General features: G+C 42.3%; 23 protein-coding genes and 1 riboswitch. Of the genes, 12 read left to right on the forward strand and 11 right to left on the reverse strand.

The annotated features are described in order from the left end of the window. Positions 1-45: 45 nt before the first annotated feature. From Q5H80_RS06010 to Q5H80_RS06035, 6 genes are all read left to right on the forward strand, one after another. Positions 46-522, forward strand: coding sequence for a MazG-related protein (locus tag Q5H80_RS06010; protein ID WP_304569223.1), 477 nt, complete (start codon positions 46-48; stop codon positions 520-522). 29 nt (positions 523-551) lie between these two features. Then, positions 552-920: an MmcQ/YjbR family DNA-binding protein gene (locus Q5H80_RS06015; RefSeq protein WP_304569224.1), complete on the forward strand. Its 369-nt coding sequence runs from the start codon at positions 552-554 to the stop codon at positions 918-920. A gap of 98 nt (positions 921-1,018) precedes the next feature. Next, positions 1,019-1,459, forward strand: coding sequence for a hypothetical protein (locus Q5H80_RS06020; RefSeq protein WP_304569225.1), 441 nt, complete (start codon positions 1,019-1,021; stop codon positions 1,457-1,459). 90 nt (positions 1,460-1,549) lie between these two features. After that, complete coding sequence (locus Q5H80_RS06025) at positions 1,550-1,762, forward strand: hypothetical protein (protein ID WP_304569226.1); 213 nt, start codon at positions 1,550-1,552, stop codon at positions 1,760-1,762. 91 nt (positions 1,763-1,853) lie between these two features. Next, on the forward strand, positions 1,854-2,402 hold the full coding sequence (locus tag Q5H80_RS06030) for a DJ-1/PfpI family protein (protein WP_369809716.1): 549 nt from the start codon (positions 1,854-1,856) through the stop codon (positions 2,400-2,402). Between the two features lie 79 nt (positions 2,403-2,481). Beyond that, positions 2,482-2,919: an N-acetyltransferase gene (locus tag Q5H80_RS06035; protein ID WP_304569227.1), complete on the forward strand. Its 438-nt coding sequence runs from the start codon at positions 2,482-2,484 to the stop codon at positions 2,917-2,919. 116 nt (positions 2,920-3,035) lie between these two features. On the opposite strand, the gene Q5H80_RS06040 is transcribed toward Q5H80_RS06035, so the two are convergent. Together Q5H80_RS06040 and Q5H80_RS06045 are read right to left on the reverse strand one after the other, a co-directional pair. Further along, a complete protein-coding gene (locus Q5H80_RS06040; protein WP_304569228.1) occupies positions 3,036-4,064 on the reverse strand; it encodes a methionine synthase in 1,029 nt (342 codons plus the stop codon). A gap of 46 nt (positions 4,065-4,110) precedes the next feature. Next, positions 4,111-5,088, reverse strand: coding sequence for a DUF1852 domain-containing protein (locus Q5H80_RS06045; protein ID WP_304569229.1), 978 nt, complete (start codon positions 5,086-5,088; stop codon positions 4,111-4,113). A gap of 328 nt (positions 5,089-5,416) precedes the next feature. Between Q5H80_RS06045 and Q5H80_RS06050 the strand changes: the two genes are divergently transcribed. From Q5H80_RS06050 to Q5H80_RS06065, 4 genes are all read left to right on the forward strand, one after another. Then, positions 5,417-6,226 carry a sulfite exporter TauE/SafE family protein gene (locus Q5H80_RS06050; RefSeq protein ID WP_304569230.1) on the forward strand — a complete coding sequence of 270 codons (810 nt, stop codon included), beginning with the start codon at positions 5,417-5,419 and terminating at the stop codon, positions 6,224-6,226. Positions 6,227-6,446: 220 nt separating this feature from the next. Beyond that, complete coding sequence (locus Q5H80_RS06055; RefSeq protein WP_304569231.1) at positions 6,447-7,451, forward strand: metal-dependent hydrolase; 1,005 nt, start codon at positions 6,447-6,449, stop codon at positions 7,449-7,451. A gap of 210 nt (positions 7,452-7,661) precedes the next feature. Continuing rightward, positions 7,662-9,278, forward strand: coding sequence for an endonuclease (locus Q5H80_RS06060; protein WP_304569232.1), 1,617 nt, complete (start codon positions 7,662-7,664; stop codon positions 9,276-9,278). A gap of 574 nt (positions 9,279-9,852) precedes the next feature. Further along, positions 9,853-10,512, forward strand: coding sequence for a bifunctional 2-polyprenyl-6-hydroxyphenol methylase/3-demethylubiquinol 3-O-methyltransferase UbiG (locus tag Q5H80_RS06065; protein WP_017101948.1), 660 nt, complete (start codon positions 9,853-9,855; stop codon positions 10,510-10,512). Between the two features lie 247 nt (positions 10,513-10,759). Here the strand turns inward: Q5H80_RS06065 and Q5H80_RS06070 are convergent, their stop codons facing one another. Continuing rightward, the gene (locus tag Q5H80_RS06070) at positions 10,760-12,232 is read right to left on the reverse strand and encodes a carboxypeptidase M32 (protein ID WP_304569233.1); all 1,473 of its coding nucleotides are present in this window, start codon (positions 12,230-12,232) and stop codon (positions 10,760-10,762) included. A 298-nt stretch (positions 12,233-12,530) separates the two neighbouring features. Between Q5H80_RS06070 and Q5H80_RS06075 the strand changes: the two genes are divergently transcribed. Then, positions 12,531-13,166: a LysE family translocator gene (locus Q5H80_RS06075; protein ID WP_304569234.1), complete on the forward strand. Its 636-nt coding sequence runs from the start codon at positions 12,531-12,533 to the stop codon at positions 13,164-13,166. Between the two features lie 104 nt (positions 13,167-13,270). Here the strand turns inward: Q5H80_RS06075 and Q5H80_RS06080 are convergent, their stop codons facing one another. From Q5H80_RS06080 to Q5H80_RS06095, 4 genes are all read right to left on the reverse strand, one after another. After that, positions 13,271-14,746 carry an aerolysin family beta-barrel pore-forming toxin gene (locus Q5H80_RS06080; protein WP_304569235.1) on the reverse strand — a complete coding sequence of 492 codons (1,476 nt, stop codon included), beginning with the start codon at positions 14,744-14,746 and terminating at the stop codon, positions 13,271-13,273. A 549-nt stretch (positions 14,747-15,295) separates the two neighbouring features. Beyond that, the gene (locus Q5H80_RS06085) at positions 15,296-15,757 is read right to left on the reverse strand and encodes a hypothetical protein (protein ID WP_304569236.1); all 462 of its coding nucleotides are present in this window, start codon (positions 15,755-15,757) and stop codon (positions 15,296-15,298) included. After that, positions 15,754-16,560 carry a winged helix-turn-helix domain-containing protein gene (locus tag Q5H80_RS06090; RefSeq protein ID WP_304569237.1) on the reverse strand — a complete coding sequence of 269 codons (807 nt, stop codon included), beginning with the start codon at positions 16,558-16,560 and terminating at the stop codon, positions 15,754-15,756. The genes Q5H80_RS06085 and Q5H80_RS06090 overlap by 4 nt, the downstream gene beginning before the upstream one ends. A 382-nt stretch (positions 16,561-16,942) precedes the next feature. Then, entirely contained in the window at positions 16,943-18,313 is a 1,371-nt protein-coding gene (locus Q5H80_RS06095) for a sodium:alanine symporter family protein (RefSeq protein ID WP_304569238.1), read from the reverse strand. 128 nt (positions 18,314-18,441) lie between these two features. Further along, positions 18,442-18,576: riboswitch (glycine riboswitch) on the reverse strand. Between the two features lie 634 nt (positions 18,577-19,210). On the opposite strand from Q5H80_RS06095, the gene Q5H80_RS06100 reads away from it, so the two are divergent. Further along, on the forward strand, positions 19,211-19,945 hold the full coding sequence (locus tag Q5H80_RS06100) for a chromosome partitioning protein ParA (RefSeq protein ID WP_304569239.1): 735 nt from the start codon (positions 19,211-19,213) through the stop codon (positions 19,943-19,945). 312 nt (positions 19,946-20,257) lie between these two features. Here the strand turns inward: Q5H80_RS06100 and Q5H80_RS06105 are convergent, their stop codons facing one another. From Q5H80_RS06105 to Q5H80_RS06120, 4 genes are all read right to left on the reverse strand, one after another. Further along, on the reverse strand, positions 20,258-21,799 hold the full coding sequence (locus tag Q5H80_RS06105) for a sodium:alanine symporter family protein (RefSeq protein ID WP_009846571.1): 1,542 nt from the start codon (positions 21,797-21,799) through the stop codon (positions 20,258-20,260). 558 nt (positions 21,800-22,357) lie between these two features. Further along, positions 22,358-23,512 (reverse strand): ABC transporter permease, encoded by a 1,155-nt coding sequence (locus tag Q5H80_RS06110; RefSeq protein ID WP_304569240.1) that lies wholly within the window; start codon positions 23,510-23,512, stop codon positions 22,358-22,360. Then, positions 23,509-24,867 carry an ABC transporter permease gene (locus Q5H80_RS06115; RefSeq protein ID WP_304569241.1) on the reverse strand — a complete coding sequence of 453 codons (1,359 nt, stop codon included), beginning with the start codon at positions 24,865-24,867 and terminating at the stop codon, positions 23,509-23,511. The genes Q5H80_RS06110 and Q5H80_RS06115 overlap by 4 nt, the downstream gene beginning before the upstream one ends. A 7-nt stretch (positions 24,868-24,874) precedes the next feature. Further along, complete coding sequence (locus Q5H80_RS06120; protein ID WP_304569242.1) at positions 24,875-25,849, reverse strand: HlyD family secretion protein; 975 nt, start codon at positions 25,847-25,849, stop codon at positions 24,875-24,877.

Raw genomic sequence — 25,849 nt, forward strand, 5'->3', positions numbered from 1 at the left:
CAATTAGATGTTTTGGTATAGGGAAAATTCAGCTAAGGGAATTAGATGAGTGAAAAAGTGAAAGTAGCACTGAAGTGGCTCAAAGAACTCTTGGATGCTGATGGTGTTGAGTATCAAATCGTCGGAGGGCTAGCTGCAACGATACATGGTGGCAGTCGTGAAATCGCAGACATAGACCTTTATATCCACAACTTCGACGCAAATAAGGTTTTGGCTCACGTATCGCAATTCATATCTAAGCCGTTAATTCACTATGCAGAATACGGTTGGGATCTCGAGTATTTCCAGTTGATTTACCAAGATCAAAAAATTGAAATTGGTTTATCTCATAATACGAAGATACAGTCGGCTCTAGATGGATCTTGGCATCAACTCGAAATCGATTTTTCAGAGTCAGTCATTAAAAGCTATCTCGGTATCGAGTTGCCAGTTATCCCAGTTCATCATTTAGTAGAGTACAAGCGAATATTAGGTAGGGAAGTCGATCTAATTGACATACAAGAACTGACGTTAGCCACTTAATTTGATGTTGTGTGCATAAGGAAATGAGTATGAATTACGATGAGTTTAACCATTTTTGCGGGACATTTACTGGGACGAGTCATGTCGTTCAATGGGGTAATTCAGATGTCTGGAAGGTGGGTGGTAAAGTCTTTGCCATTGGTGGTTGGAGTGATGACAAAAAAGCGGCATTCACTTTTAAGACATCCAACTTAAATTACGACTTCCTCAGTGATTGTGAGGGTTATAAACCGGCTCCGTACTTTGCTAACCGTGGGATGAAATGGATACAGCAAGTTGAGACTTCCGGTCAATTAGACGATGACCTAAAGTATTACTTGTCTGAGTCTTATCGTATTGTTGCTAGTGGTTTAAGTAAACGTAAACAACGAGAGTTGGGTATAGAACACCTATCATAACGAGTGGAGCACAATGATAGGTGTTAGAAACTGCAATTTTTCATTGTGTTAATTTTTAATTTTAGAGTGGTGTTGCCATTCGTATCAGATGAGGCGATATGAAAAAAGGATATGTGATAGCAATATCGATTGGCTTTATCGTGTTCTGTCTCGTTGGGCGTGAACAGCAATGGTTCGGGGCCAATAATTCCGAGTCGTTTCCTAAACTTCCTGATGGTCCCCAATTTGTTCCTTCTACCGATTTCGACGGTGAGTGGCTAGGTCGACGTATTAATACTACGGGTAATAATATGTGTGAACGTACCACCATCACAGGATCTATTCGTGACGGTAAAGCCACGCTCAGGCTTACTTACAACGGAACTCCGTTACAAGGTTGGGTTTCTGAAAGTGGAGACTTACGTTTATATGCCAAGCATCGCCAGTGGGATTATCGATTTTCAGCACATGGCAGTAGCAATAGATTTGATGGTCGTTGGCATTTAACCAATGGCCCGTGTAAAGGCACTTGGTTTATAGAAAAAGCCAATGACATGTAGGGCCATAAACGCATTATATACTTGGAATAACTTAAACAATATCCACACGCATGTGTACGATTTAGTTTAAACGTATAGATAGGGAAACCCATGAGGATTGTGATTTTTATCGCTACAGTGATTTTAGTTAAATCAATTGAAGCAAAGTTTGGGCACACCTATAACATATTTTCAGATCCACTTGATATCAAGTTAGCCGCTCTTGATTTTGTCTTGTGGGTTTCAGTCTACTTTGGTTTATCTCTTGTTTATGAGAAGGGCAAAGGCATCCTGACTAAAATAGGTAAAGTTAAGAACCCTTAATGGGTTGTATGAATTAGCCGAACAAGATGTTTATGGTAAATTCTAGCTATCAATGAAGTTGTACATGGAGGTGCAATGAACATCGGAATCTATAGAAGTTCTCGACTTCTCTGGCCCATTTGAAGTTTTTAGCACTGCAAAGCGTTTAGGTGCTGAAGATCTAAATGTATTCTTAATCTCCGAAAATGCGGGACCCGTTATAGCTCGTGGCGGTTTCAAGGTATTGGCTGACTATTCATTAAACAATCATCCAAAGATCGATTTATTAATGGTCGTTGGTGGTGTGCACACTGACGAAATGAACAAACGAAATGTACTCGATTGGTTAGCTTCTGTTTCAGGTTCAGCCTCGCAAGTAGCGTCTGTTTGTACTGGTGCGTTTCTTTTGGCTAAAGCTGGTTTACTTGAGGGATTAGCAGTCACTACTCATTGGGAAGATATTTCTGACTTAGCGTTACAGTTTCCATGTTTAAATGTGATCAGTGATAAACGATGGGTGACATCAGGTAAATTCACAACTTCTGGAGGGATTTCTGCAGGTATAGATATGAGCTTACATTTAGTATCAGTACATTACGGTCTGCAATTTTCCTCGAAAGTAGCGCGTCAAATGGAGTACAGTTGGCATGAATGTACATAACTAACCTTTCTAAAATGATTCAACATATGTGGCATTTTTCAATGCAGTACTCAGGTGTGATTTAAAACAAGGACAGAGTATGGAAGTAAGGTTAGTCAAAGCCTCAGACCCTAAGTTCGCTGAATCAATCACCAAAACGAATATGGCGAGTTACTATCAGGCTCGTGGCATCGCTTGGGGTCATCGTCAGTTTTTACGCAGCTGGGATGAACTGGATAACTATGAAGTTTATGTAGGGGATAGCCGTATTGGTGTTATCCGCTTCAGTTACACTAGTGATACAACGTTTCTTAGGGACTTGCAGATATTAGCTGAATATCAAGGTAGAGGCTTTGGTTCGAAGTGTCTGGATCTAGTTATTGAACATGCGAACAATCAATCATCGGCTCAGTTAGTGTTGCGCGTGTTCAGTGAGAATCCCGCCATTAAGCTTTATCAATCAAAAGGTTTTACTCAGTTGTCTGAAGTGAAAGGACTCGTTGAAATGGAACTGATTTTAGGAACACATTTCGAGTAAGTATTTTTAAGTGGCTTGGCGTTGTCGAGGCATGCCCTATGGGGCTTTGAATTGAAGCCTAAGCGCTGATGTGCGACTTAGGCTTTGAGAGCTAGTTTTGATGACCAGATAAACCGTTACTCTGAAAGTTCTTTACGAACGATCTCTGCGCCAGCGCTTAGCGCATTGAGCTTAGCTGAGGCAATTTCACGAGGAAGGGGAGCCATGCCGCAGTTGGTGCACGGGTAGAGCTTATCGGCATCAACATACTTCAGTGTTTCTCGTAGAGTGTCGGCAACTTCTTCCGGCGTTTCAATCGCATTGGTTGCGACATCGATAGCACCGACCATGACTTTCTTGCCTCGAACGAGCTCAAGTAATTCAACCGGTACATGAGAGTTATGACACTCTAATGAGATGATATCGATATTCGATTGCTGAAGCTTAGGAAATACCTCTTCGTACTGGCGCCACTCGGTACCTAGTGTCTTTTTCCAATCGGTATTCGCTTTGATGCCGTAGCCATAACAAATATGAACTGCAGTTTCACACTTAAGCCCTTCAATGGCTCTTTCTAAACAAGCAATACCCCAATCATTCACGTCATCAAAAAATACGTTAAACGCAGGCTCATCGAACTGAATAATATCAACACCAGCAGCTTCTAACTCTTTTGCTTCTTCGTTAAGGATTTTTGCGAACTCCCATGCTAGCTTTTCACGGCTTTGGTAATGCGCGTCGTAAAGCGTATCTATCATGGTCATTGGCCCCGGTAGAGCCCACTTAATTGGTTGATCCGTTTGCTGGCGTAAGAACTTAGCATCTTCGACAAAAACCGATTTTTGACGAGAAACAGGGCCAACAACTGTTGGTACACTAGCATCGTAACGGTCGCGAATTTTAACTGTTTCACGCTTTTCAAAATCCACGCCATTCAGGTGTTCAATGAAGGTTGTTACAAAGTGCTGACGTGTCTGTTCGCCGTCACTCACAATATCAATACCGGCTTGTTGCTGGTCTTGAAGAGAGACACGTAGCGCATCTTGTTTGCCGTCGGTTAATTCGTCGCCTTCTAGTTTCCATGGAGACCAAAGTGTCTCTGGCTGTGCTAGCCAAGATGGCTTAGGTAAGCTGCCTGCTGTTGAAGTCGGTAATAATGTTTTCATAATTAATACTGCCTATCCTTGGTGATTTAAGAGCGTAATTGCTCGATTAAAGCGCGTAGTTGGCAGACCAGTTCTCTAGAACTGACTGGTATGGCTTAATGAAAGTCTCTTCTGCGAATTTACCTTGTTCGATAGCTAATTTGCTTCGTTCTTCTCGGTCATACACGATTTGAGTTAGCGAGTGGTCCAAGTTTTTCAAGTTTGGTTGGTAGCAGTTACCTGCAACCGCATTCGCGTTGTAAATCTCAGGACGGTAGATTTTTTGGAATGTACCCATGGTGCTGATGGTGCTGATAAGCTCTAGGTTTGAGTAATCGTTCAGTAGATCACCAAAGAAATAGAAAGCTAGAGGTGCAACACTGTTTGGCGGCATGAAGTAACGAACTTGTAACCCCATCTTCTTGAAGTATTGTTCAGTCAAAGAAGACTCATTCGGTTGGTATTCAAAACCTAACACAGGATGTTGGTTCTCGGTTCGGTAATAGGTTTTATTATCTGAAACACTTAAACAAATAACAGGTGGTTTATTAAAGTTCTTTTTGTAAGCTTCAGAGTTAACGAAATATTTAAAAAGCTTGCCGTGTAAATCACCAAAACCTTCTGGAATAGTGAATTTATCTTGGCCTTTATTATGATCCAACAGAAGTACGCTAAAGTCGTAATCTCGAACATAGGAAGAAAAGTTATTTCCGATAATACCTTCAATACGCTCGTTGGTTTTACGGTCTAGAATATTGGTTTTCAGCACTTCAATGGAAGGGAATGCTTCGCCGTTGCTTTCAATGTCCATATCAACAGAAATGATTTCAAGCTCTACAGAGTAACGGTCGCCCTTTGGGTTGTCCCAGTGTGCTAATGCGTTGAAACTGTTGTCTATCATCTGCAGTGCATTGCGCAAGTTTGCTTGGCGGCTGTCACCACGCGCCAAGTTAGCGAAGTTGGTGGTGATACGTGTGCTGTCCGCAGGTTGATAGTTCTCGTCGAGGCTAATGCTCTTAATTGTAAAATTAAATTCTGTATTCATGTTGATCTGATATCCCAATCTGTTGTCTGACTTTCTCGGTCTTTAGAATTAAAATTGCTTTTATTTTTGCTTGTGACCGGATTAATAGTTGAAGGCAATACTGTATGAAAAATTAATACGGTATTAAGTTAATCGCTTGGTATTTTTATACTTGGTTCGACAAATGATTAACAATGGTATTCCTTCACATTCAACATGAGGAATATTCATGATCTATTATGTTTGAAAATATTAGGTGGTGTCAGTTATATTAATTGGCTTGATGGAAATATAACCACATTAATAGTGCGTTATTTAAGACAATTAATTTAATTAAGAGATGGACGAAATGAGTGAGTTGCTGTTGTTGATTTTATACTGTGCATTATTAGGCAGTGGTGTTGGTTTTCTTGCCGGGCTTTTGGGGATTGGCGGGGGGCTTATCATTGTACCTGTGTTAAGCAGTATTTTACTTCACTTAGAAGTTTTACCTGCTGACCAAGTGGTCGTTGCAGCGATTGCGACCTCCTTGGCATCAATCTTGTTTACCTCGACTTCTTCTGCGCTTGCTCACCACAAAAATGGAAACGTGCCTTGGGATTTGGCACCTTGGATCATGTTGGGTGTTGCTCTGGGTGCATTGATTAGTGGCTTTATAGCGGCTCTTTTACCGGAAAAAGTCGTTCGTATTGTGTTTGCCGTGAGTGTGGTTCTTATTGCGATCAAGATGTTCTTAAGCAGCAAAAGCGATACGCCTAAAGAACGAAAACTGCCGAACAAGGGCGTACTAACGGTTCTTACAACCATTACGGGTGGTTTGTCAGCCATGATAGGCATTGGTGGTGGAGCATTGCTGGTTCCACTATTGACGTTCTTCTCTGTCGATATGAAAAAGGCCATTGGTTGTGCGTCGGCTTGTGGCATTGTTATCGCGTTGTTTGGCTCGATAGGTTACATCAGTTCAGGCAGCAGCCACTTTGCTTTAACCGACGGTTTTGCTGGTTTTGTTTATTTGCCTGCGCTGCTGGGTATTGTGTGCACGTCTTGGTTTACAGCTCCGCTAGGCGCAAAAGCAACTAATCATTTACCGGTTCCAACGATTAAGAAGATCTTCTCAGTACTGTTGGTGGTTATCGCAGCAAGCATGGTTGCGCGTTAATGATGGTTAGCGACCTTTCCCCGTTCGTAATATGAACACTTGATGAGGTGTCCATAAACGAGTAAAGAGCAGTCATCAGGCTGCTCTTTTTTGTTTGCCAGTCTACATTTATACGATTATGTCTATGAGTATGTTGACAAAATCTTGTTGTTTAGCCGGATTCACTGCTATAGCTAAATGTACTTGTTTGATTCAACGGAATGCTATCAGTGAGTGATTTATGGATCCTTTAACGCAGGGCGTGTTAGGCGCTTCTTTGTCACAATCGGTAAGCAAAAAACAACATGTGGTTGTTGCTGGGGTATTAGGGCTACTCTCTGGATTGGCTCCAGATTTAGATGCACTGATTAAGTCTCAAAGTGACCCTTTGTTGGCGTTGGAATTTCATCGACAATTTACCCATTCACTCTTCTTTATCCCCATTGGCAGTTTGATCTGTGCCTTGGTTCTGCATCACCTGATTGCAAAAAGGCGCGGGCTTACTTTCAAGAAAAGCTGGCTGTTTTGTACTTTGGGTTATGGCACTCATGCACTGTTAGACGCTTGTACCACTTATGGCACGCAGTTACTTTGGCCTTTGACTAATGCGCGTTTTGCTTGGAATACCATGTCAATCATCGATCCTGTTTATACGCTGCCCATCTTAGTTTTGCTTGTGTTTGCAACGTTGAAACGAGCACCTTGGCTAGCACGTGTTGCGTTTGCTTGGGCTCTAATTTATCCAACATTAGGGATGATACAAAGAGATAGGGCAGAGGCGATTGGGTGGCAATTAACACAAGAACGCCAACATACGCCGATTCGATTAGAGGCAAAACCGAGCTTTGCTAATATCTTGGTTTGGAAAGTGGTGTACGAAACAGAGGCTCATTATCATGTAGACGCAGTGCGGGTTGGTACATCGGTAAGCACGTATCCCGGAGAGTCGATCGCTAAGCTGAACGTTAGCAGTGATTTACCTTGGCTTGATCCTGATTCTCAACAAGCCAAAGATATTGAACGCTTCCGCTGGTTCTCTAATGGTTATATTGCTCAAGATCCAACAGACGAGCTGCGTATTATCGATGTTCGATATTCAATTGTTCCGAATCAAATACAAGCACTTTGGAGTATCAAGTTATCAAAAGTTGTTGATGCCAATTCGCATATAAAATACGAAACTCATCGAGACAACACTCCAGAGTCGAGACAGATTCTCTTCGATATGCTCATTGGCGATAAGTGAGCTAATTGTGCAGAATAAAAAGGCTGAGTCAGATAATCTGCTCAGATTTTTTATTCGTTTATTTAACAGGTCGATGTTGTATTGCTTTACATCACATATATTAATAAAACTGACAGTGCTTACATTTATAAGTGTGACGTACATCTCTATTCATCTTTTAAATACTTTCTAAGCTTAGTTGGTTTTTTATCTAATTAAACAGAAGGTTATATGATAAATAGAATAATAACACTAAGTGGCGTTGCATTACTTTGTTCAGCGAGTGCGCATGCGCAAATGCAAAATGGAAGTTTCGAAAATTGGGAAGGAAACGTACCATCTGGATGGAGTGTGATTGACTCCGGCATTGCAGTTTCACCCTCTAACGTTCCTGTTAATAACGGCAGTTTCTCTGCGCAAGTAACAGTGAATACAGGCACTCAAAGTAATACCGATTTTCTGCAAACGATAAGTGTTGAACAAGGGAAAACTTATGATTTCTCTGTCGATGTTTACCACACGGAAGGTAACGTGAAAGCTCGCCTTTTTGTTGATGGCTATTTAGGTTACTCGAATAATGGTTTAACGAATCAGTGGCAGGCATTGACTCACTCGTACAGTGCTACTAGCACCAAAGATATCGTTGTGGGCGTACGATTTTATGATGATGCAGGTTTTGATGGTTCGGAAGTGGTGTATTTAGATAACTTTCAGCCGACGGAAACTCCACCAACACAAAGCTGCAATGACACAAGTGCCGCACTCACGCTAGTGACGGATAACTATGGTTCTGAAACCAGTTGGTCTCTCAAAAACTCAGTTTCTCAAACTCTTTATTCTGGTTCAGACTATCAAAATAATACCACCAATGAAGTGGAAATGTGTTTAGCGGATGGTAGCTACACCCTAGAAGTCTCAGACTCTTATGGAGATGGAATGTGCTGCAGTGTGGGGAATGGTTCATACAGTTTGTCGGTAAACGGAACCGTTGTGGCATCTGGTGGTGATTTCCAAGCAAGTCAGAGTACAGAATTTACGATTGGTGGTTCAACTACACCACCAACTGAACCACCAGTTTTAGGTGAGTATTACAAAGACGCTGAAGGCAAAGTGGGCTTTGCGTTAAAAACGGCCTTATATCAAATTATTGATAATCATAGTAGTCAGGGTTACACCGCTATTTGGACGTTGGTGTCTGAGGCTGACCTAGACGCATACTATGACACCGATGGGTCGATTCTCGATATGTATTCGGAGAAACCCTCAGGCTCAGATTCAATCCAATTTACTAAGGTGGCCGATCAATGTGGCCAATACAGCAAAGAAGGTGATTGCTACAACCGTGAGCACTCATTCCCGAAAAGCTGGTTTGGTGGGAAAGTCGAGCCAATGAACTCTGACGGTCACCATTTATTTGCCACTGACGGCTACGTTAACTCGAAACGTAGTAATTGGCCATTTGGTGAGGTGAGTAGCGCGACATACACATCAAGCAATGGTTCTAAGTTAGGCAGTGCAGCGAACTCTCTTGGTTATGTGGGTACGGTGTTTGAGCCAATTGATGAGTTCAAAGGTGATTTCGCAAGAGCATATTTCTACATGGCAACACGCTATGAAAATGAAATCGCTAATTGGGAAGGGAACTCTACAAGCTCTGATGCCGTTCTGGATGGAACCAATACAACCGTTTTTGAACCTTGGCTACTTACTATGCTAAAGCGTTGGCATTCTGAAGATCCAGTAAGCCAAAAAGAAATCGACCGAAATAAGGCAGTACATGATTTTCAAGGGAATCGTAATCCGTTTATTGACCATCCAGAGTTTGTAAGCCAAATCTGGGGAAATTAATCGGAATATAACCACCATGACAATTGCTTCATGATTATTGAATTGAGCCCAATCCTTTGTTTGGGCTTTTTTATTGAGAGGCATTAGAGAGCATGATTTTAAATATTTGAAAAAGCATATTGTCTGAAGAGCCGTATACTTGTCAGTGATCTACACCATCAATACTGGACGCTACGTTAAGCGACTTAGTTATCTCTGAATTGCTAATTTAGGGGAAGCTGTAGATCATTTATGCCCAAAAGTGAGCCAGAGAGGGATCGAACTCAGTTTTAAACCCTGCAACTTGCCTTACTTTTCCTCATGCCTAGAGATCCAACAATGTAGCTAAATTTTCTAATCCACAACAGACTGATCTTAAATCACAGTTACGCACGAATATGTTGTTCAACTATTTCTCGGCTATTGAATAGTAGAGAACTAAAGGGAAGTTTTTGATTGATAACGTGCCTTGAATCGGAAGCAATGTGTGCTGGCACGTTATTAAAATGTTATATTTTTATCTCTGGTATGATTTGCAATCTTCACTTTTTAGTATAAATTGCATTTTAATAATTTATAACTATATGAAATTAACATGAATCAAGAAGCCTCAATTGCTGGACAAGCAGTTTACTCGAAGAAAGTACTATCAATATACGATTTCTGGGTTTTAGGAGTATCAAACAACTATTTTTGGAAATGCCCAACTAGACTTATTAGTGAGCAATTTTCAATGTTAGTTTCATCTAATCATTTAGATGTTGGCGTTGGCTCAGGTTATTACCTTAAGAATTACCTACCACAAACAACAAAACGTATCGCTTTGCTAGATTTGAATGAAAATAGTCTTGATACAACCTCAAAAGCAATTAGTCATTTTCAACCTGAAGTTTACTGTGGGGATGTACTTGAGCCTCTTGAATTAAGTATCGAAAAATTTGACTCAATTAGTGTTAATTATTTACTTCATTGTTTGCCTGGAAATTTAATTGGTAAAGGCATTATGTTTAAGCATTTAAAAAGCCATATGAACGAAGGTGGGGTTTTGTTTGGTAGTACAATTTTAGGTAAGGGTACGAAACTGAATTTTTTCGCTAAAAAATTGATGGGTGTATACAATAAGAAAGGCATATTTAGTAATAACAACGATGATTTAGACTCATTGGTGACATCGTTAAATGAACACTTTACTGATGTAAAAGTGGAAGTTATAGGGTGTGTTGCATTGTTCTCAGGTAAAAAATATAACAAATGATCTGCTCCAGTGATACTGGACACTCACGTAAGCGACTTTTTCCATACTTTCAATAATTCATGCTTTGCTATATTAGCAAAAGACGCAACTCGGAATTGTCCAATTCCGTGCTAGTAGGTACCAGAATATTCCGTGATTGTTAAGTTCGATGAAGGGATAAAGCCTTCAAATCAACCTAAGTATGTTTTGAAAATGTGATTAAAAAGGCTGAATCAATAAACTGATCAGCCTCTATCGATTTACTCCATTAAAGGTAACGACTTCTCAAATGATCTTTGAAGTATTGCGCATTCAAGGTTTCACCGGTTGCGCCTTTCACCAAATTGTCGGTGGTCAGCAGGCTGCCCTTGCTCCAAATGTTCGACTCTAACCAAGTGAAGATAGGTGATAGGTCTCCACTTTCAATCACAGAGTTCACATCCACCGTTTTCTTCATTGAAGCCATGAACTGAGCCGCGTACATCGCACCTAGTGTGTAAGAAGGGAAGTAACCGAATGCGCCGTCTGTCCAGTGGATGTCTTGCATACAGCCGTTAGTGAAGTTGCCTTGAGTGCTTAAACCAAGGTAAGACTGCATCTTAGTGTTCCAAAGTTCAGGGACATCGGTGTGTTTGATTTTGCCGTTAATCAAGTCACGCTCAATTTCGTAACGTAAGATAACGTGTGCAGGGTAGGTTAGCTCATCGGCATCGACACGGATGAAGTCTTTCTTCACACGAGTGTAGATCTTCTGGAAGTTATCTTTCTCAAATTCTGGGCCTGAAAATTGCTGACCAGCTAAGTTTGCTAAGTGTCCAATGAACGGGTCGCTGCGGCCAACTTGCATTTCGAAGAACAGAGATTGAGATTCATGGATACCCATCGAGCGCGCTTCACCCGCAGGTTGGCCTGCTAGGTGTTTAGGTAAGCCTTGCTCGTAACGAGCGTGTCCAGTTTCATGCACAATACCCATCAAGCTTTGAACGAATTCCGCTTCGTCGTATCGGGTTGTGATACGCACGTCTGAAGGTACACCGCCACAGAATGGGTGAACACTTTCATCCAATCGGCCGTGTTCAAAATCGAACTGAAGCAGCTTCATGACTTCTAAGCCAAGCGCTTTCTGCTTCTCGGTCGAGTAGATGCCAGATGGCGTATTAAACTGCTCACTTGACTGCTTTTCGATTACTTCGTCAATCAGGCTTGGTAGCCATGTTTTAACATCTGAAAACAAGACATCAAGTGAAGCAGAGCTGGTGCCTGGTTCATAGATATCAAGCATGGCATCATAAGGGGTTAGGTTCGCCGCATCGGCGCGGATCTGAGCTTCTTCGCGAGACAGTTCAACCACTTCTCGCCAGTTCTTTTCGAATCCAACCCAGTCGTTGTTACCACGTTGGCTACGCCATGCATGTTCACACTTTGAGCCTGCTAGAGATTTGGCTTCAACCAGTTTTTCTGGAAGTAGGTTAGCTTGTTGCCATTGGCGTTTAATTTCACGCAGAGACGATTGTTGTTCGTTGTTCAGAGCTTCGTTTTCAGCGTCTGCAATCCAATCTCCAAGCTGTGGTTGCGTCATTAATCCGTGGATATGAACTGAAAGCTCGGCCATCGCTTCACTACGAGCTTGGTTACCACCGGCTGGCATCATTGAAGCTTGGTCCCAACCACAAATAGAGGCTAGGTGTTGAAAGCGTGAACATTTTTGAGAGTGCTCGACTAGTTTTTTGAATGCGCTCATTTGACTACTCTTAATTTGGTTTCTGTAAATGAATCTTAGGACAGCGTCAGCGTTAAGGTTCATTTCTCATGTACTTTGATTATGGCTCTACTTTTAAAAGACGCTGACCTTCGGAGTCGAAGATATAGCGAGAAAAGTATGAGGCGGTACGATGCCTTGAATTTACTATTTCTTAACAAATTAAACTGTTCTATTGTGCACAAAATCAGTGAGTTGTATAGCTGGTGGCAATTGTTGCTTGCGAATTGTTCAGATACACGGTATTGATGATAGATCGCTGAACAAGAATGACAATGATATGGATATTTTGAACTTTGAGGCATTTTTAATTGCCATTACTATTTTAACGCTAACGCCGGGTTTAGATACGGCATTGGTGATTCGTAACACGAGCCGTTCTGGCTTATCTGACGGCGTGATGACGAGCTTTGGTATTTGTAGTGGCTTGTATGTACACGCGTTTTTCTCTGCTGTGGGTATTTCTGCAATCCTTGCCCAGTCAGCTGACCTCTTTCAAGCCGTTAAGATGGTGGGTGCGGTTTACCTGATCTGGCTTGGCTTAAGCAGTTTGCGAGCATTGATGAAAAACGGTGGCGGTTTGAAGGTTGGTGAACAAGCTCAGCAAGCATACAGTGCAAAGCGTTCTTTGCGTGAAGGCTTCTTGTCTAACGTTCTTAACCCAAAAACGGCAGTTTTCTATTTGGCCTTTTTACCTCAATTTGTAAACCCTGAAGGTTCGCCTTTATTGCAATCTATGTTGATGGCTTCGGTACACTTTATGATTGCGATGGTGTGGCAATGCGGTTTGGCAGGGGCACTTAACTCGGCTAAAAATTTGCTTAAGAACGCGAGCTTTATGAAGTGGATGGAAGGCGTGACTGGTATCGTGCTGGTGGGGCTTGGCGTTAAGCTTCTAATGGAAGAGCCTGCGTAGTTTTCCTTTTCTGTTGCAGATGAATAAATGAATAGATGAAAGCCCACGACGTATCGTGGGCTTTTTGTTACTGGTAAACCGAGTGTTAGATGTGAGCCACTGTGTTATTCAACAACGCTAATGTTCATCTCAGCGCCTTCGAAACCTAAGTCACTCAACTCATCCGCATTAAAGTTGGTAGTAACTTCGATATCGCCAATGATCTCAGTGGTTTCGTTGACTGAATCAACACTTCTTTTGCTACGAACACTGCTGGTAATTGGCGTTGCTTGTCCAATCTCAATGGTGCCTGCAAATTGAGATTCAGCGTTAAAATCGCCAGATACGTATGAGTGGAATGGGCGCAAGCTTCCCCCAGTCGCGTACTGCATACTTGATAAACCGGCTTCTTTGATAGCCCAGCCCCAGTCCCACCATTTCGTTTCTCCTGGGATGTATCGGTGATCCCATTGGTAGCGAATATCGGCTGATTCGTTGCTGCTACGGCCTATTGTGAAGGTATGAGCTTTGTAAGGGCGGTTGTCTGGGTGGGTGTGCCATGCGTTACCACCCCAACGAAGGAAGCCGTTAAATTCAACATCGTAACTGATGTCGGCGTTGAATCGGTAAGGATAAGAGATGGTTGAACGATATAGCTCAACTCGAATCGGCAGCTCTGAATTAGCTGGAACCATAGGACGAGCTTGAAGTGTTACTTGTTCGCTAGTGGAGTTGCCGTTGGTTTCAGCAAAGCTCTGGTTCGCTTCTAGCTTAATCGTTAGCTTAGTCTCGCCAACCAAAGGCCACTTGAATGTATTCTCTGTTTGAACACTTTCGGAGAATCCATAGCTATTCGTTTTCGACCAATTTGTAGATTCATCGACTTTGAGATCGACAACGACTTGTTGCGCGATGTTACTTCTGTTTCTTGCCGTTGCATAAACGGTCTTAACCAGTTCGCGATCGGACTCGACGACATCGCCGTGCCAAAAGTTATTGTCGTTAACGGTGTAGGTGAAGTTGTCGACTGTGATCTTAGTCTTTTCGTTACAGCGATAACCATCACAAGAACCACTGTTGTTGCCTTGTATTACCCAAGAGTTACCTGAGCGGTTAATCGTCATGTCCTCACCAACATACTGACTGTTGTTACCGCCAACCCATGCATAACCTAGGTTATGAGCTAGGTAGCTAAGAGGGCGTACAAAATCATTGCGGTTGTTCACTAAGTCATATTCAACGTCTATCTCGCTGCCTTCTGGAACGGCTTTAGCAGAGTAGTTTGGAATTTCAGATTGGTCATTGTTTGGATAGCAGAACGTTGCCCCGCTGTTTGATTGTTTAATTTCACCATGATAGCCAGGCCCCATGATTACCCAGTTTCCTTTCAGCCCTGTGATCTGCCAAGTACCCATACGAGCGAGCAAAGCACTCTTTTGTTCTTCAGCCTCATAGCGGTCTAAAGGGCGATAGCCAGAGCGACATACATCTTCACCAAGTTGGTCTAACACTATTTGGTCTGGATAAACCTTTGCGTTTACACCGGTAGATAGAACAGACAACACTGCGGTTGCCAAGAGACTTCTGTTTATACTAATCATTAACAATTCCCTCGTTTGTAATTTCTCTATTTTGATAATGTTTTGTGCGCCGTGCAGTTAACAAGACCAGTTCACTTTTTCATGTTGATAAATAGATAGATACTGAAAAGGATTGAATTAAATTACCTCATTAATTCAATGGCTTGTGTTGCTAGAAGTGTTTTTATGGTGAAATTGTATGCAACTGGAAGTGAATTTTTTGATGGGGCTCAAACCGTTTTTAGAAAAATGAGGCATTATTATCGCTACTTTAACGTCAAATTATTTTGATGTTGTTTAATTACATGTAAGGTTAATGACTAAGTATGATAGGAGACATATTATTCACATCGTTTTTATTTGATGTAAATATCAACAGTGAAGCGGTAAATGAGACTGGATGCTTAAATTTAATCCGTTGTTTTAAACATTCGATTAATTGAATATTAAAAGATCGAGAGAAATTTATTGATGCAGTAATAAATATAACCATCCATTTCTTATGTGTAATATTCAGAACGATGTTAATTAAAATAAAGTGAATTTAACTGTTGGCCAAACGGCGACAAATTATCGTTTAGCCAACAGTTGTGTTCTTCCATTATTACATGTCCGAATGATAGCAAACAGATCATTTGAGCTTAATATATCAACCTTCAGTGTTAAAGGGTCATTGTTGATAAGCAGGTAGGGTGACAATAAGCTATCATTCATCGCTTTATTTATTTTTTGCACGGAGAGTAAGTCGATAGTGCCAGCTATTGAAAAGAATAGGGATTGAGAAGAGCCCGCCTCACCTCTAAACCGTAGAACAATCGGCTCGGGCATGCTGTCATCTTGGATAGACATTAGGTGTAGAACCTCGTTATCACTTATTTTGGTGAGTCCATCGGTTCGTAATACATTTCCATCTAACACAAGATCTACCACGCTATGCTGATAACGGTGCTCTTCTTGGGGTGGAGAAGAAGGAATACTCCATATACCAATCAATAACGCTAACGAGGAAAACAGAGCTACAAATGGCATCATAATTGGCCTCTCTTTAGGAATAATGCTATCTCTTCACTCGCTCGATCTAATTGCGTGGCTGTGTAAAAGATATTGATGGACTGACGTGTCGTCTTGTTGAGTATGGAGAGTTCTGAATAGCCGGGCTCATCGCTGATGTATGCCACGCAATCACATTGGTATTTGTAGAGAATAGCCTCTAGTTCTGGGCTCATCGCCATTTCAGACTCTTGGAACACTTGAACCTGACCAACCCACTGTTCATTGAGTCGGTTTACTGAGTTGATATCGGCAAGGCTCCTATCGTGCACCTTAGCAAAAGCCAATAGCGCCGATGCAAATAGCAAACAACCAGTTGTGAAGTAACACAGTCTATTTCTGTATGATCTGATTTGCTGGTGAGCAGGCGAAGCTGGTTTAGGTATAGATTCATGGCTACTTGCAATAGAGGCCGCAATACTGCTGTTATCGAGTGGAACTTGATCGCTCACTGGAGTGAGAGGAATAGTGATTCCGCTTTGTGGTTGCGATTCGATAAAGACGCAATCATCGATAAGGCGGTAACCAACCTTTGGTACCGTCACGATTGGCGTCTCTTTAATGCCGAGCTTAACGAATCCTTGGCGGAGTAAACTGATGCATTTCGCAAGTGATGTATCACCAATGAATTCGCTTCCCCATGCGAAACTAATGATATCTTGTTTGTTCACAATCTCTGGTGAGTGTTTAAGTAATAACTCTAAAACGCGAGTCTCACGATATCCTATTTTAATAGAACGTTCGTCGTTATAAATACGGTTTTTAATTGGGTCGAATCTGATCATATAGCCAACGTTTATTTTTATTAAAATTCTCTCAACAATGTAGATGACTATAAACTGACTATTATATGAATTAAAGTTACATGTTTTATTCTGGTGTTTTTTGTGTGGTTGAAACAAAATGCTGTTTATTCGTTTATGACTAAAAAACGGTTATTTATACATGCTCTGTTAAATATAAGTAATATCTAATTAAGGTGTTGGTTTTATTAGTGGCCTTTTTGTTAGCATATCTATCAGGTATTTTAATTCGCACAGCGGCCTAATTAATATCTTTTTATATGTAAGGGTATAAGTGCTAGTCATGATTTTTTTCAGTTTAATGTTTGAATAAATATCAAAAAGCCCGTATTTGAATACGGGCTATGTATTCAATCAATTCAGGTTAAGCTTTAACGGCTTCACAATCATTTGAAGAAGTTAAAGGTTTGAAGAATAGCTTGGTTTCTTCGATAACAACGTGTCGCAGTAAGATAAGCCCAATTAGGTTCGGAATTGCCATTAGGCCGTTCACGATATCCGCCATTATCCAGATCATGTCGAGCTTTAAGAATGCACCAGAAGCAACCAAGGCGATGAAGATGATCTTGTAAGGCAATACTGCTTTGGTACCTAGTAAGAACACAACACAGCGCTCACCGTAGTAGTTCCAACCTAAAATTGTGGTAAACGCAAAGAAGATTAAGCCAACAGAAACCAACATAGGGCCAAGGGTGTCTGCATTCAAACCAACAGCGAATGCATGAGTGGTCATCGCAGCACCAGACAGGTCAGTTTGCCAAGCGCCCGTTAAGATAAGCGCCAGACCTGTCATCGTACAGATGATGATGGTATCGAAGAAGGTGCCTGTCATAGAGACAAGCCCTTGTTTCACACATGAGTCTGTTTTAGCCGCGGCTGCTGCCATTGGTGCGCTACCTAGGCCAGATTCGTTCGAGAACACGCCACGAGCGATACCTGATTGGATAGCAAGCATGATGCTCGCGCCAAAGAAACCACCGGTTGCTGCTGTGTTGGTAAACGCAGAGGTAACAACAAGGGTAATGGCATTCAATAGCTGGTCTGCATTTGAAACCAGAACGCTTAAACATGCGACGACGTACATAACCGCCATAGTAGGAACGACTTTCCCTGCCACCTTAGCGATAGCTTGAATACCGCCAAGGGTTACAACCGCCACTAATATTGTGAGAACAACCGCTGACATCTCACGCGAAGCGCCAAATGAGATTTGAGTTGCGTCTAAGATAGCGTTTACTTGTGGGAAGGTACCAATACCGAAGCAAGCAACACCGAGCGCGAAAACAGCGAACATGACCGCTAAGATTCGTGAGCCCACTCCGTATTGAAGATAGTACATAGGGCCGCCAACCATTTCGCCATTGCTATCGGTTCTGCGGTATTTAACGGCAAGTAGACATTCTGCGTATTTGGTCGCCATACCAAATACAGCGGCAAGCCACATCCAGAATAGGGCACCAGGGCCACCAATCTTGATTGCGGTCGCTACACCAACGATGTTACCTGTACCAATAGTTGCAGAAAGCGCTGTACACAAAGCGGCGAAGCTTGATACGTCACCCGTACCGGATTTGTCTTTGCTGAACACCATTTTTAGCGCGGTTGGGAGGTGTCTAAACTGGAGTAAGCCTAAGCGAAAAGTAAAGTAGATCCCCGTTCCCACTAGCAGAATAAGCAGTGGTGGTCCCCAAACGAATTGGTTGATAGTTTGAAGTGTAGCTTGTAGATGGTTCATGGTTTCCCCTTAATAAATATAAAATTTAAGGAGAAGAGGGAAGGCAGTGCGGATCTCAGGGATCGGGAGCACTACTTAATACATACGGATTTCTAGATAGAATTCTTTTGTTAATTAAGGCTGTTGCTTTCCACTCCTCTGTCCTTTTGCCTGAGAGTTTCACTTAGCGAATCACTTATAGATAAGTAACGGGCACTAAGCTTGCTCCTTCGGCGACCGCTTGCTACAAAAAAAGTAGTACGGTTCTCTCCAGAGGTTCCTCCAACGACAGTCCTCACTTTTCTGGATTTCTCCAGCATAAAGAACCTGAAAGATTTACTTCTTCGGCGGGTCAATCTAACTAAATGTTATTATTTAGTTAAAAACCACTCTCCTGCAGTCTTCATCGGAACAATTACCTAAATAATTAGGTAATCTGTAGGCGTATCCTAGATCATATAAAATGTGATGTCAGCTACAAAATATCTGTTTGCTTAAATGTTGTTCAACTAAATGATCAAACAACGAGTCTCTGACGTAACTTGCTTATTTAAATGGTATAAAATAGAGAAACAAGGAGGAGTTATGACTCGACTAATAGCGATTGTTTTTTTATTGGCTTTGGCATTTGTACTGTTTCGTTACCGGACGAACGAAAAACTGCAAAAAGGGGTAGTGATAGTTATCGTTAGTAGCTTCCTTTTGTATACTGCCAGCCTGATGATTTCGGAGTTAACTCGTTAAACCTATCTTTGAGTTTTGAGTTTTGAGTGTTGGGATGAACGTGTTAGCAAAGCTCAAGTGCTTCTGGCTTGGGCAATAGATTTAATTGAGCTTACTGTATCAGTATCAGTATCAGTATCAGTATCAGTATCAGTGACCGTGTAACGTTAAGCAAATTTTTGGGAGTACCCGCTAGTGAACCAGCAATCTGGACAAGGCGAACAAGATGAAGTGGTTGTTATTGAAGAACGTGATAAACGTAGTCAGCTATATATCGGCATTGCTGCGGTTATCGGTTTAGCGTTAGGCGGCTTAATCGGTTCTACAGTCACGGCTTCGAAGTGGGAGTCCACTTATCAGGTACTCGAAATTCGTTATCAAGAACTGCGTGATAGTAAAACTCAGCTGGTGACATCAGTTGAAGAAAAAGTGGCAAAAGTTGATACCGAAATTGATGCGAAAGTAGAAGCTGCTCTAGTGAAACAGGCAGAAGAGCATCAAAAAGAACTCCAAGATTTAGCGAAACAATCTGCAGTTTTAGAGAAAGCAAACTACTCGTTAGAGCAGCAGTTAAACGAACAGAAGCAAACGTTAGAACAAACTCAACAAAACAATCAAAAGTTGAGCCGTCAAGCTGATATGCAGTCGACTTTGTTTGAACGTTCGCGTGAGCTGTTCCGTAAAGAATTACAGATATCTCAAGAGCTTGAAAAACTCGAGAAAGAAAGAGATGAACTTGAACAGAATCTTGGTTCTTTGAAGAAAGCGTGTGATGTTTTCTTAGACGGCACGTCATGGGATGCGAAATCTGACGCTTGCGAGAAGCAGGATAACGCTAACTCGCGCTTGAGTGACATCAGACAAATGATTGAAGTTCACACCATGGATATCAAGCAGATCAAAACTCTCACTGAAGAGATGGGTCTATAAGCCGAAGGCTTTACCTACCTAACATTAGTTTTGCCAGTAAATACTGAAACGCCCACATCACACAAGTGATGTGGGCGTTTTTCGTTGTACTCAGTTTTTCGAGAGTAAGTACATAAAAACGGGTCTGATATTAGGCTGAGTTGTCAAAGTTTATAGGCGTACTGCTGATTTTCTCTTCAGGCATAAAAAATCCCTACAAGCACAGCTTATAGGGATTTTGTAAGTTGCAGTACTGTTCTCGCTTTCTCAAGCAAAGGGTCTTACAAAAATTTTTAGAACAGTGTTATTCGACAATAAATTATTGACGAGTCACTATTTTTCGTAGGTTTTGATTTCACCTGATTTAACGCGAGCAACAAATGATTGCAGTTCTTTCTTCACAACAGGCATTAGGAAGTACAGGCCTAGAATGTTGAAGATAGACATCGCAAAGATAGCTGCGTCAGAGAAGTCGATTACCGCGCCAAACTGAATCGTCGCACCGATAACAACAAACACACAAAACATCACTTTAAAAATCAGTTCCGTTGTTTTTCCTTCACCAAATAGGTAAGTCCACGCCTTAAGACCGTAGTACGACCAAGAGATCATGGTAGAAAACGCGAACATGATTACCGCTAGAGCGAGTGTGTATTTGAACACTTCTGCCGTTTCAGTAAACGATGCAGCAGTAAGCGTTACACCCGTTAAGCCTGAACCATCGAATGGACCAGTATTTAGGCCTGCAATAGTGATAACCAAGGCCGTCATTGTACAAATGATGACGGTATCAACGAACGGTTCTAATAGTGATACTAGACCTTCGGTGATTGGCTCTTTTGTTTTAACCGCTGAGTGAGCGATAGCTGCTGAACCTACACCTGCTTCGTTTGAGAACGTTGCACGTTTTAGACCTTGGATTAAGGCACCAATGAATCCACCAACCACACCTTCACCAGTGAACGCACCTGTAAAGATTGCACTGAACGCAGGACCCACTTGATCAAGATTAGAACCGATAACAATCAGAGCCATACCGATATACAGAGCAGCCATCCAAGGAACAACTTTCTCTGTCACCGATGCGATAGAAGGCATACCACCAACAATTACAGAGAAAACTAAAGCGGCGAGTACAAGGCCAGTGATGACTCCGTATTCACTTGGTACATCGAATGCGTAAGTTAACATGGCATGTGCTTGGTTAGCTTGGAACATGTTACCGCCACCCAATGCGCCTAAAATACACATTAATGCAAAACCAATAGCAAGGGCTTTACCTAGTCCACCTAAACCTCTTTCACCAAGACCTTGGCTTAGGTAGTACATTGGACCACCCGAAACGACACCTGAAGGTAGGATAGTTCGGTATTTCACACCTAATGTACACTCACAAAACTTAGATGCCATACCCAGAAGACCACACAAGATCATCCAGAATGTCGCACCAGGACCACCAATTGCGAGTGCAGCACCTACACCGGCAATATTACCAAGCCCAACAGTTCCAGAAAGCGCGGTTGTTAACGCTTGAAAGTGAGAAACTTCCCCTTCGTGTTTGGAGTTAGGGTCTGTGTACTTACCTTTAATAATGTCTATGGCCATCCCGACACGTTTAAATTGAACAAAGCCAAAATAAACAGTAAAGATGATCGCAGCGAGCAGTAACCAGCCAACAATAATTGGGAAGTTTGCTTCACCTACCGGTACGCTTTTAAATATCAGTCCAACGAACCAACCTGTATATTCGTTGAAAAAACCATCAACACTTTGACTTAAGTTACTGATAGCTTGATTAAATGATCCTTCTTCTGCAAATGCACTGGAACTAAATAATAATATAAACCCAAAAAATAATTCACGTATGTTTTTCATGGTTTTCCCTGTCTTTTTATTAAATTATGTTTGTTGCTGTTGTGTTTTTTCTATCTGATTTTTTACATTTCAGCGACTTATTTATTGCAATTCGACGGCAACATAAACGGCTGTAGCTAGGTCGAAAAATGAAATAAATATGAGTACTGATCTTGCTTTATATGGATATCCTTTTGGTATGTGCACCAATTAGACTATGGCATTCGGCCTGCCAAGTCCTACTGATAATCCTATACACAAAAATAATACCATCAAAGATTTTTTTACAATAAATTTACAATTGTTCGGGTTTTGTCATTGTTTAGGAATAAGCAGGTGTTTTTTAGGTTAGAAAAAGCATATGCAGTGGCTGTTATAGCATGAACTAAGGTGAATGATAGTAGAGGTGCATAGGGAAGTCGGCGACTTTTAATGTTCAATATGTTTTTGGGAGGTGTTTAAACAATTGATAGCTGAAGATGTAATCAAGCTAAAAGACATTAAAAAAGCCCTTTATCAGAGCTTTGTTAATGGTTTCAATGAGCGTGAGGTTTAGTGCCTGACGAATAGAGACTAGAGTTAAACCGGTCCAATGATACGTTTACTCGACTTGTGGTAAAGCTTAAGTGCTAATAACGAACCCCATAAAGCGACTTGTCCCCATAGCAATGTCCATTGACACGCCACTTCTTGCCAAGATGCACCCATCTGATTAAGAGCTAAGAAACCTTGAATTGCAGGTGTGCTTGGGAAGAGCTGCGACAACAAGACTAACCACTGAGGCATCATTTCAACGGGCCAGATAAACCCAGAGGAAAAAATCAGTGGCATTGAACTGATTAACACCACCACAGTGACCAGTTCTCTTCTTGGTACTAACTCACCAATAAAAATCCCGATCAAACAACTGGCCAATAAGAAGGGCAGCAGTAAAGTCAAAATCTGTGTCGTTGAGGCGAGCAAGCTTATTCCATACATCGAAAAGCTAGCGCCGAAGTAATACATCGACAACAAGTAATAGATACCGACTAAGGTACAACAACGAGCAAGAATCAACTTCGCTGGAGAGGTTTTACTCCAGTAGCCAAACGTTGATTGAGCGTTTTGGGTTGCCCCAACTAAACCAGAAGCCATGGCTAAGGTTTGTTGCAGGATCAACACAAAGACGGCTGGAACCACGTAATCGATGTATCCCATTCGGCTATTGAAGGTTGGCTTTAGGTTTAAGCTGAATGCGCTGTAGTCTTTGGCTGCCGATTCTAAAGGTACTCCTTCTACTAACAAGTGGCTGACCTTAACTTGAGCAGCTAACGTGCCACCAGCCTTGCTAAGCCCTTCAACAATGGTTCCGTAGACCAAGAAGTAAGATGCGTCACCGGCGTAAGAAAGCGTCGGGCTCTTACCTAGGAGCAAGTCTTTGTAGAAGTTCTCTGGGATGATGATGAACCCACCAATCTCTTGATTAAGAACAGCTTGCTTAGCATCGGCGATGGTGGAATCGCGGCGTACCAAGTCAATTTGAGACGTGGCATCTACCATTCTTTCTAATTGGTAGCTGCTTTGACTCTTGTCCAAGTTTACTACCGAGGCTTTAAGCTGTTGAGGAACTTGGTGCGCGTAAGGCAGCGGATACAAGAATGAATAGAAGACTACACCACCGAATACCGTAAGGAGCACGACAGGGTTGCGAAGCACCGCTAAGAGTTCTTGTTTGAGCAATTGAGTAAAGTTCATCGTTTTACTCCTTGTTGTGCTGATGCTTCTGGTTGTGTTGACGGCGTTGTTTTTGCAGATAAAGCTGCTTCTGCTGATTTAGCTGATAGAGCCGTTTGTGTAGATAAAGCCATTTGTGCAGATAGAGCTGACTGCGCCAAGTGTTTCTTAATTAATAACATCACCACGAAAGCAGGAACTGCGTACCACAACATTGAGGAGAGGCTGATAAGTGACTGTGCTGCGCTCACGCCATAACTAGACTGTGCCGTTTGTACTTCGATGTAATGACTCACGGGCAATAAGCTTCTCCAAATTTGAGCTGCCGCGTTCATGTCGGTTACTGGAAAAGTAATACCCATGAACGCAAAGCTTGGTGCTGTAAAGGCGCCAGCGAAACTCATCGCCCTTGCTGGATCAAGTGTTAAGAAGAAAAACAAACAACCCATGATGATACAACTGATGACGGTTAGCAGTTGAGCAATGGTTAATACCACAAAGCTGCCGTTAAATGGCCAGTCTAAGAGAACATAGAACCAGAAGCTAAACGCGATACCAAACATCAAAAACAAGACAAGGTAGGGCGTTAATGTTGATGTGAGTGACTTCATAGGGGCGTTGGATAACCAAGCATGAAGGCCTCGAGCTCTAACGTTCGCCGTCAAAATCAATATAGTGCCCACCACAATCATGATCTGCCACAGTGCTGGAATAACCGCAGACACCAAGAACTGAGCATAGCTGGTGTTCTTGTTAAACAGTGGCGTAATCTGACTTTGTACCGTTACCGCTTTCCCCAATGCAGATTGTACCGTGGTATCACCGTTCGAGAGCTGTTTAATCACTTCGAGTTGCGCGTTGAATGTCCCTTGAGCCTGCAGCAACGCAGAGTTCACCAGCTTACCGATCAAGATAAACTGGCTGTTGTAGAAAACAGATACTTGTGGGTTTAACCCGAGCAGAAGGTCTCGGTCGAAGTGCCTTGGTATCACAACATAACCATAGATATCGCGTTCAATCATCGCTTTCGCCGCATCACTCGCAGAGCTGTATTTCTGAGTGACTTGCAGCGTTGGTGATGCATCAACAAGACGAGTGAACTGTTGCGAGATTTGACTGTGCTCAAGGTCGACAACTGCAACCGGTAAGTCGCGAGCGATTCCTTGTGAAAAAATCAGCCAGATACTGGCAGCAAGAAGCAACGGAATCCAAGTTAGGCAAGACAACAGCCATTTGTCTTTGCGGACAATCGCCCACTGTCTAAGCAAGGCATTCTTCGCTCTATGATGTTCAGGGGATTGCGAGCACATAGATTGAGAGCTTCTATATTGCGATTCTGTAGATGGCGAGCTTATAGATCGAAAGTTAGCAGACATACGTCACCTAAAGCTCAACCACTAGGCTCATGCCCATACGCAGTGTTTCGTTGGTATCGACAGGGTGCGCTTCTACTTCAAAAGTGCGTAAGTCGAAGCCTTGTGCTGCATCCGTTGAACGCCAAGTCGCGAAATCACCCATTACGGCAATATGAGCAACCTGAAAGGTTAACGACTTATCCAGAGCTGGAAGGTAAGCTTCAAATTGGCTGCCTTTCTCAAAATGCTTAAGCATGTCTTCACGTACATTGAGCACGGCCCAAGCATCTTTGGTGTCGATAACAGTGACAACAGGGAAGCCTTGTGGTGCGAGTTCACCGCTGCTCAATAGAACCTGGGATACTTCGCCATTAAACCAGCTGTGGATCTGTGTGTCTTTAGCGTAAGCTTCAACTTCCGCTACTGCGCCAGCTGCCATTAACGCTTTTTGAGCTGCTGCTACCTTGGTTTCGTCACGAGCACCTTCTTGCGCCAATTGATACATTTGGAACGCAGCGCTTTCGGTGTACTTTGCCGCTTGCCACTGAGTTTTAGCTTCATCACGCTTTTGCTCGGCAACCACACCATCGTTATAAAGGTTGTTTACACGTTGGTAAGTTTTGTCCATCAGATCGGCTGCCGCTTTCGCTTTCAACCACTGATCTTTAGCGGCTTGGATTTGCTGAGTACGAGCACCATTCTCTGCTTGTTTTGCTAAGGCACCAGCGGCTTTTTGACCGGCTTTTGCTTGCTCTAATTTAGCGTCAATTTCTGGGCTAAGTAGGGAGAAGATCAATTCGCCTTTTTCAACTGAATCGCCTTTACGCACGAATATTTCATCAATTCTGCCGGGTACTTTCGATGAGATGCTGTATTGCTGCGCATCTATTTGACCTTGAAGCTTAACAGGCTGTGGTTGGTACGCTTGGTAAAAGCTGTACCCAACCCAGCCAATAATGCAGATGCCAACCAGAGAGAGAATAAGTGGTTTAATAGGTTTCAT

The organism is Vibrio sp. SNU_ST1 (assembly GCF_030563405.1).
GTDB lineage: Bacteria > Pseudomonadota > Gammaproteobacteria > Enterobacterales > Vibrionaceae > Vibrio.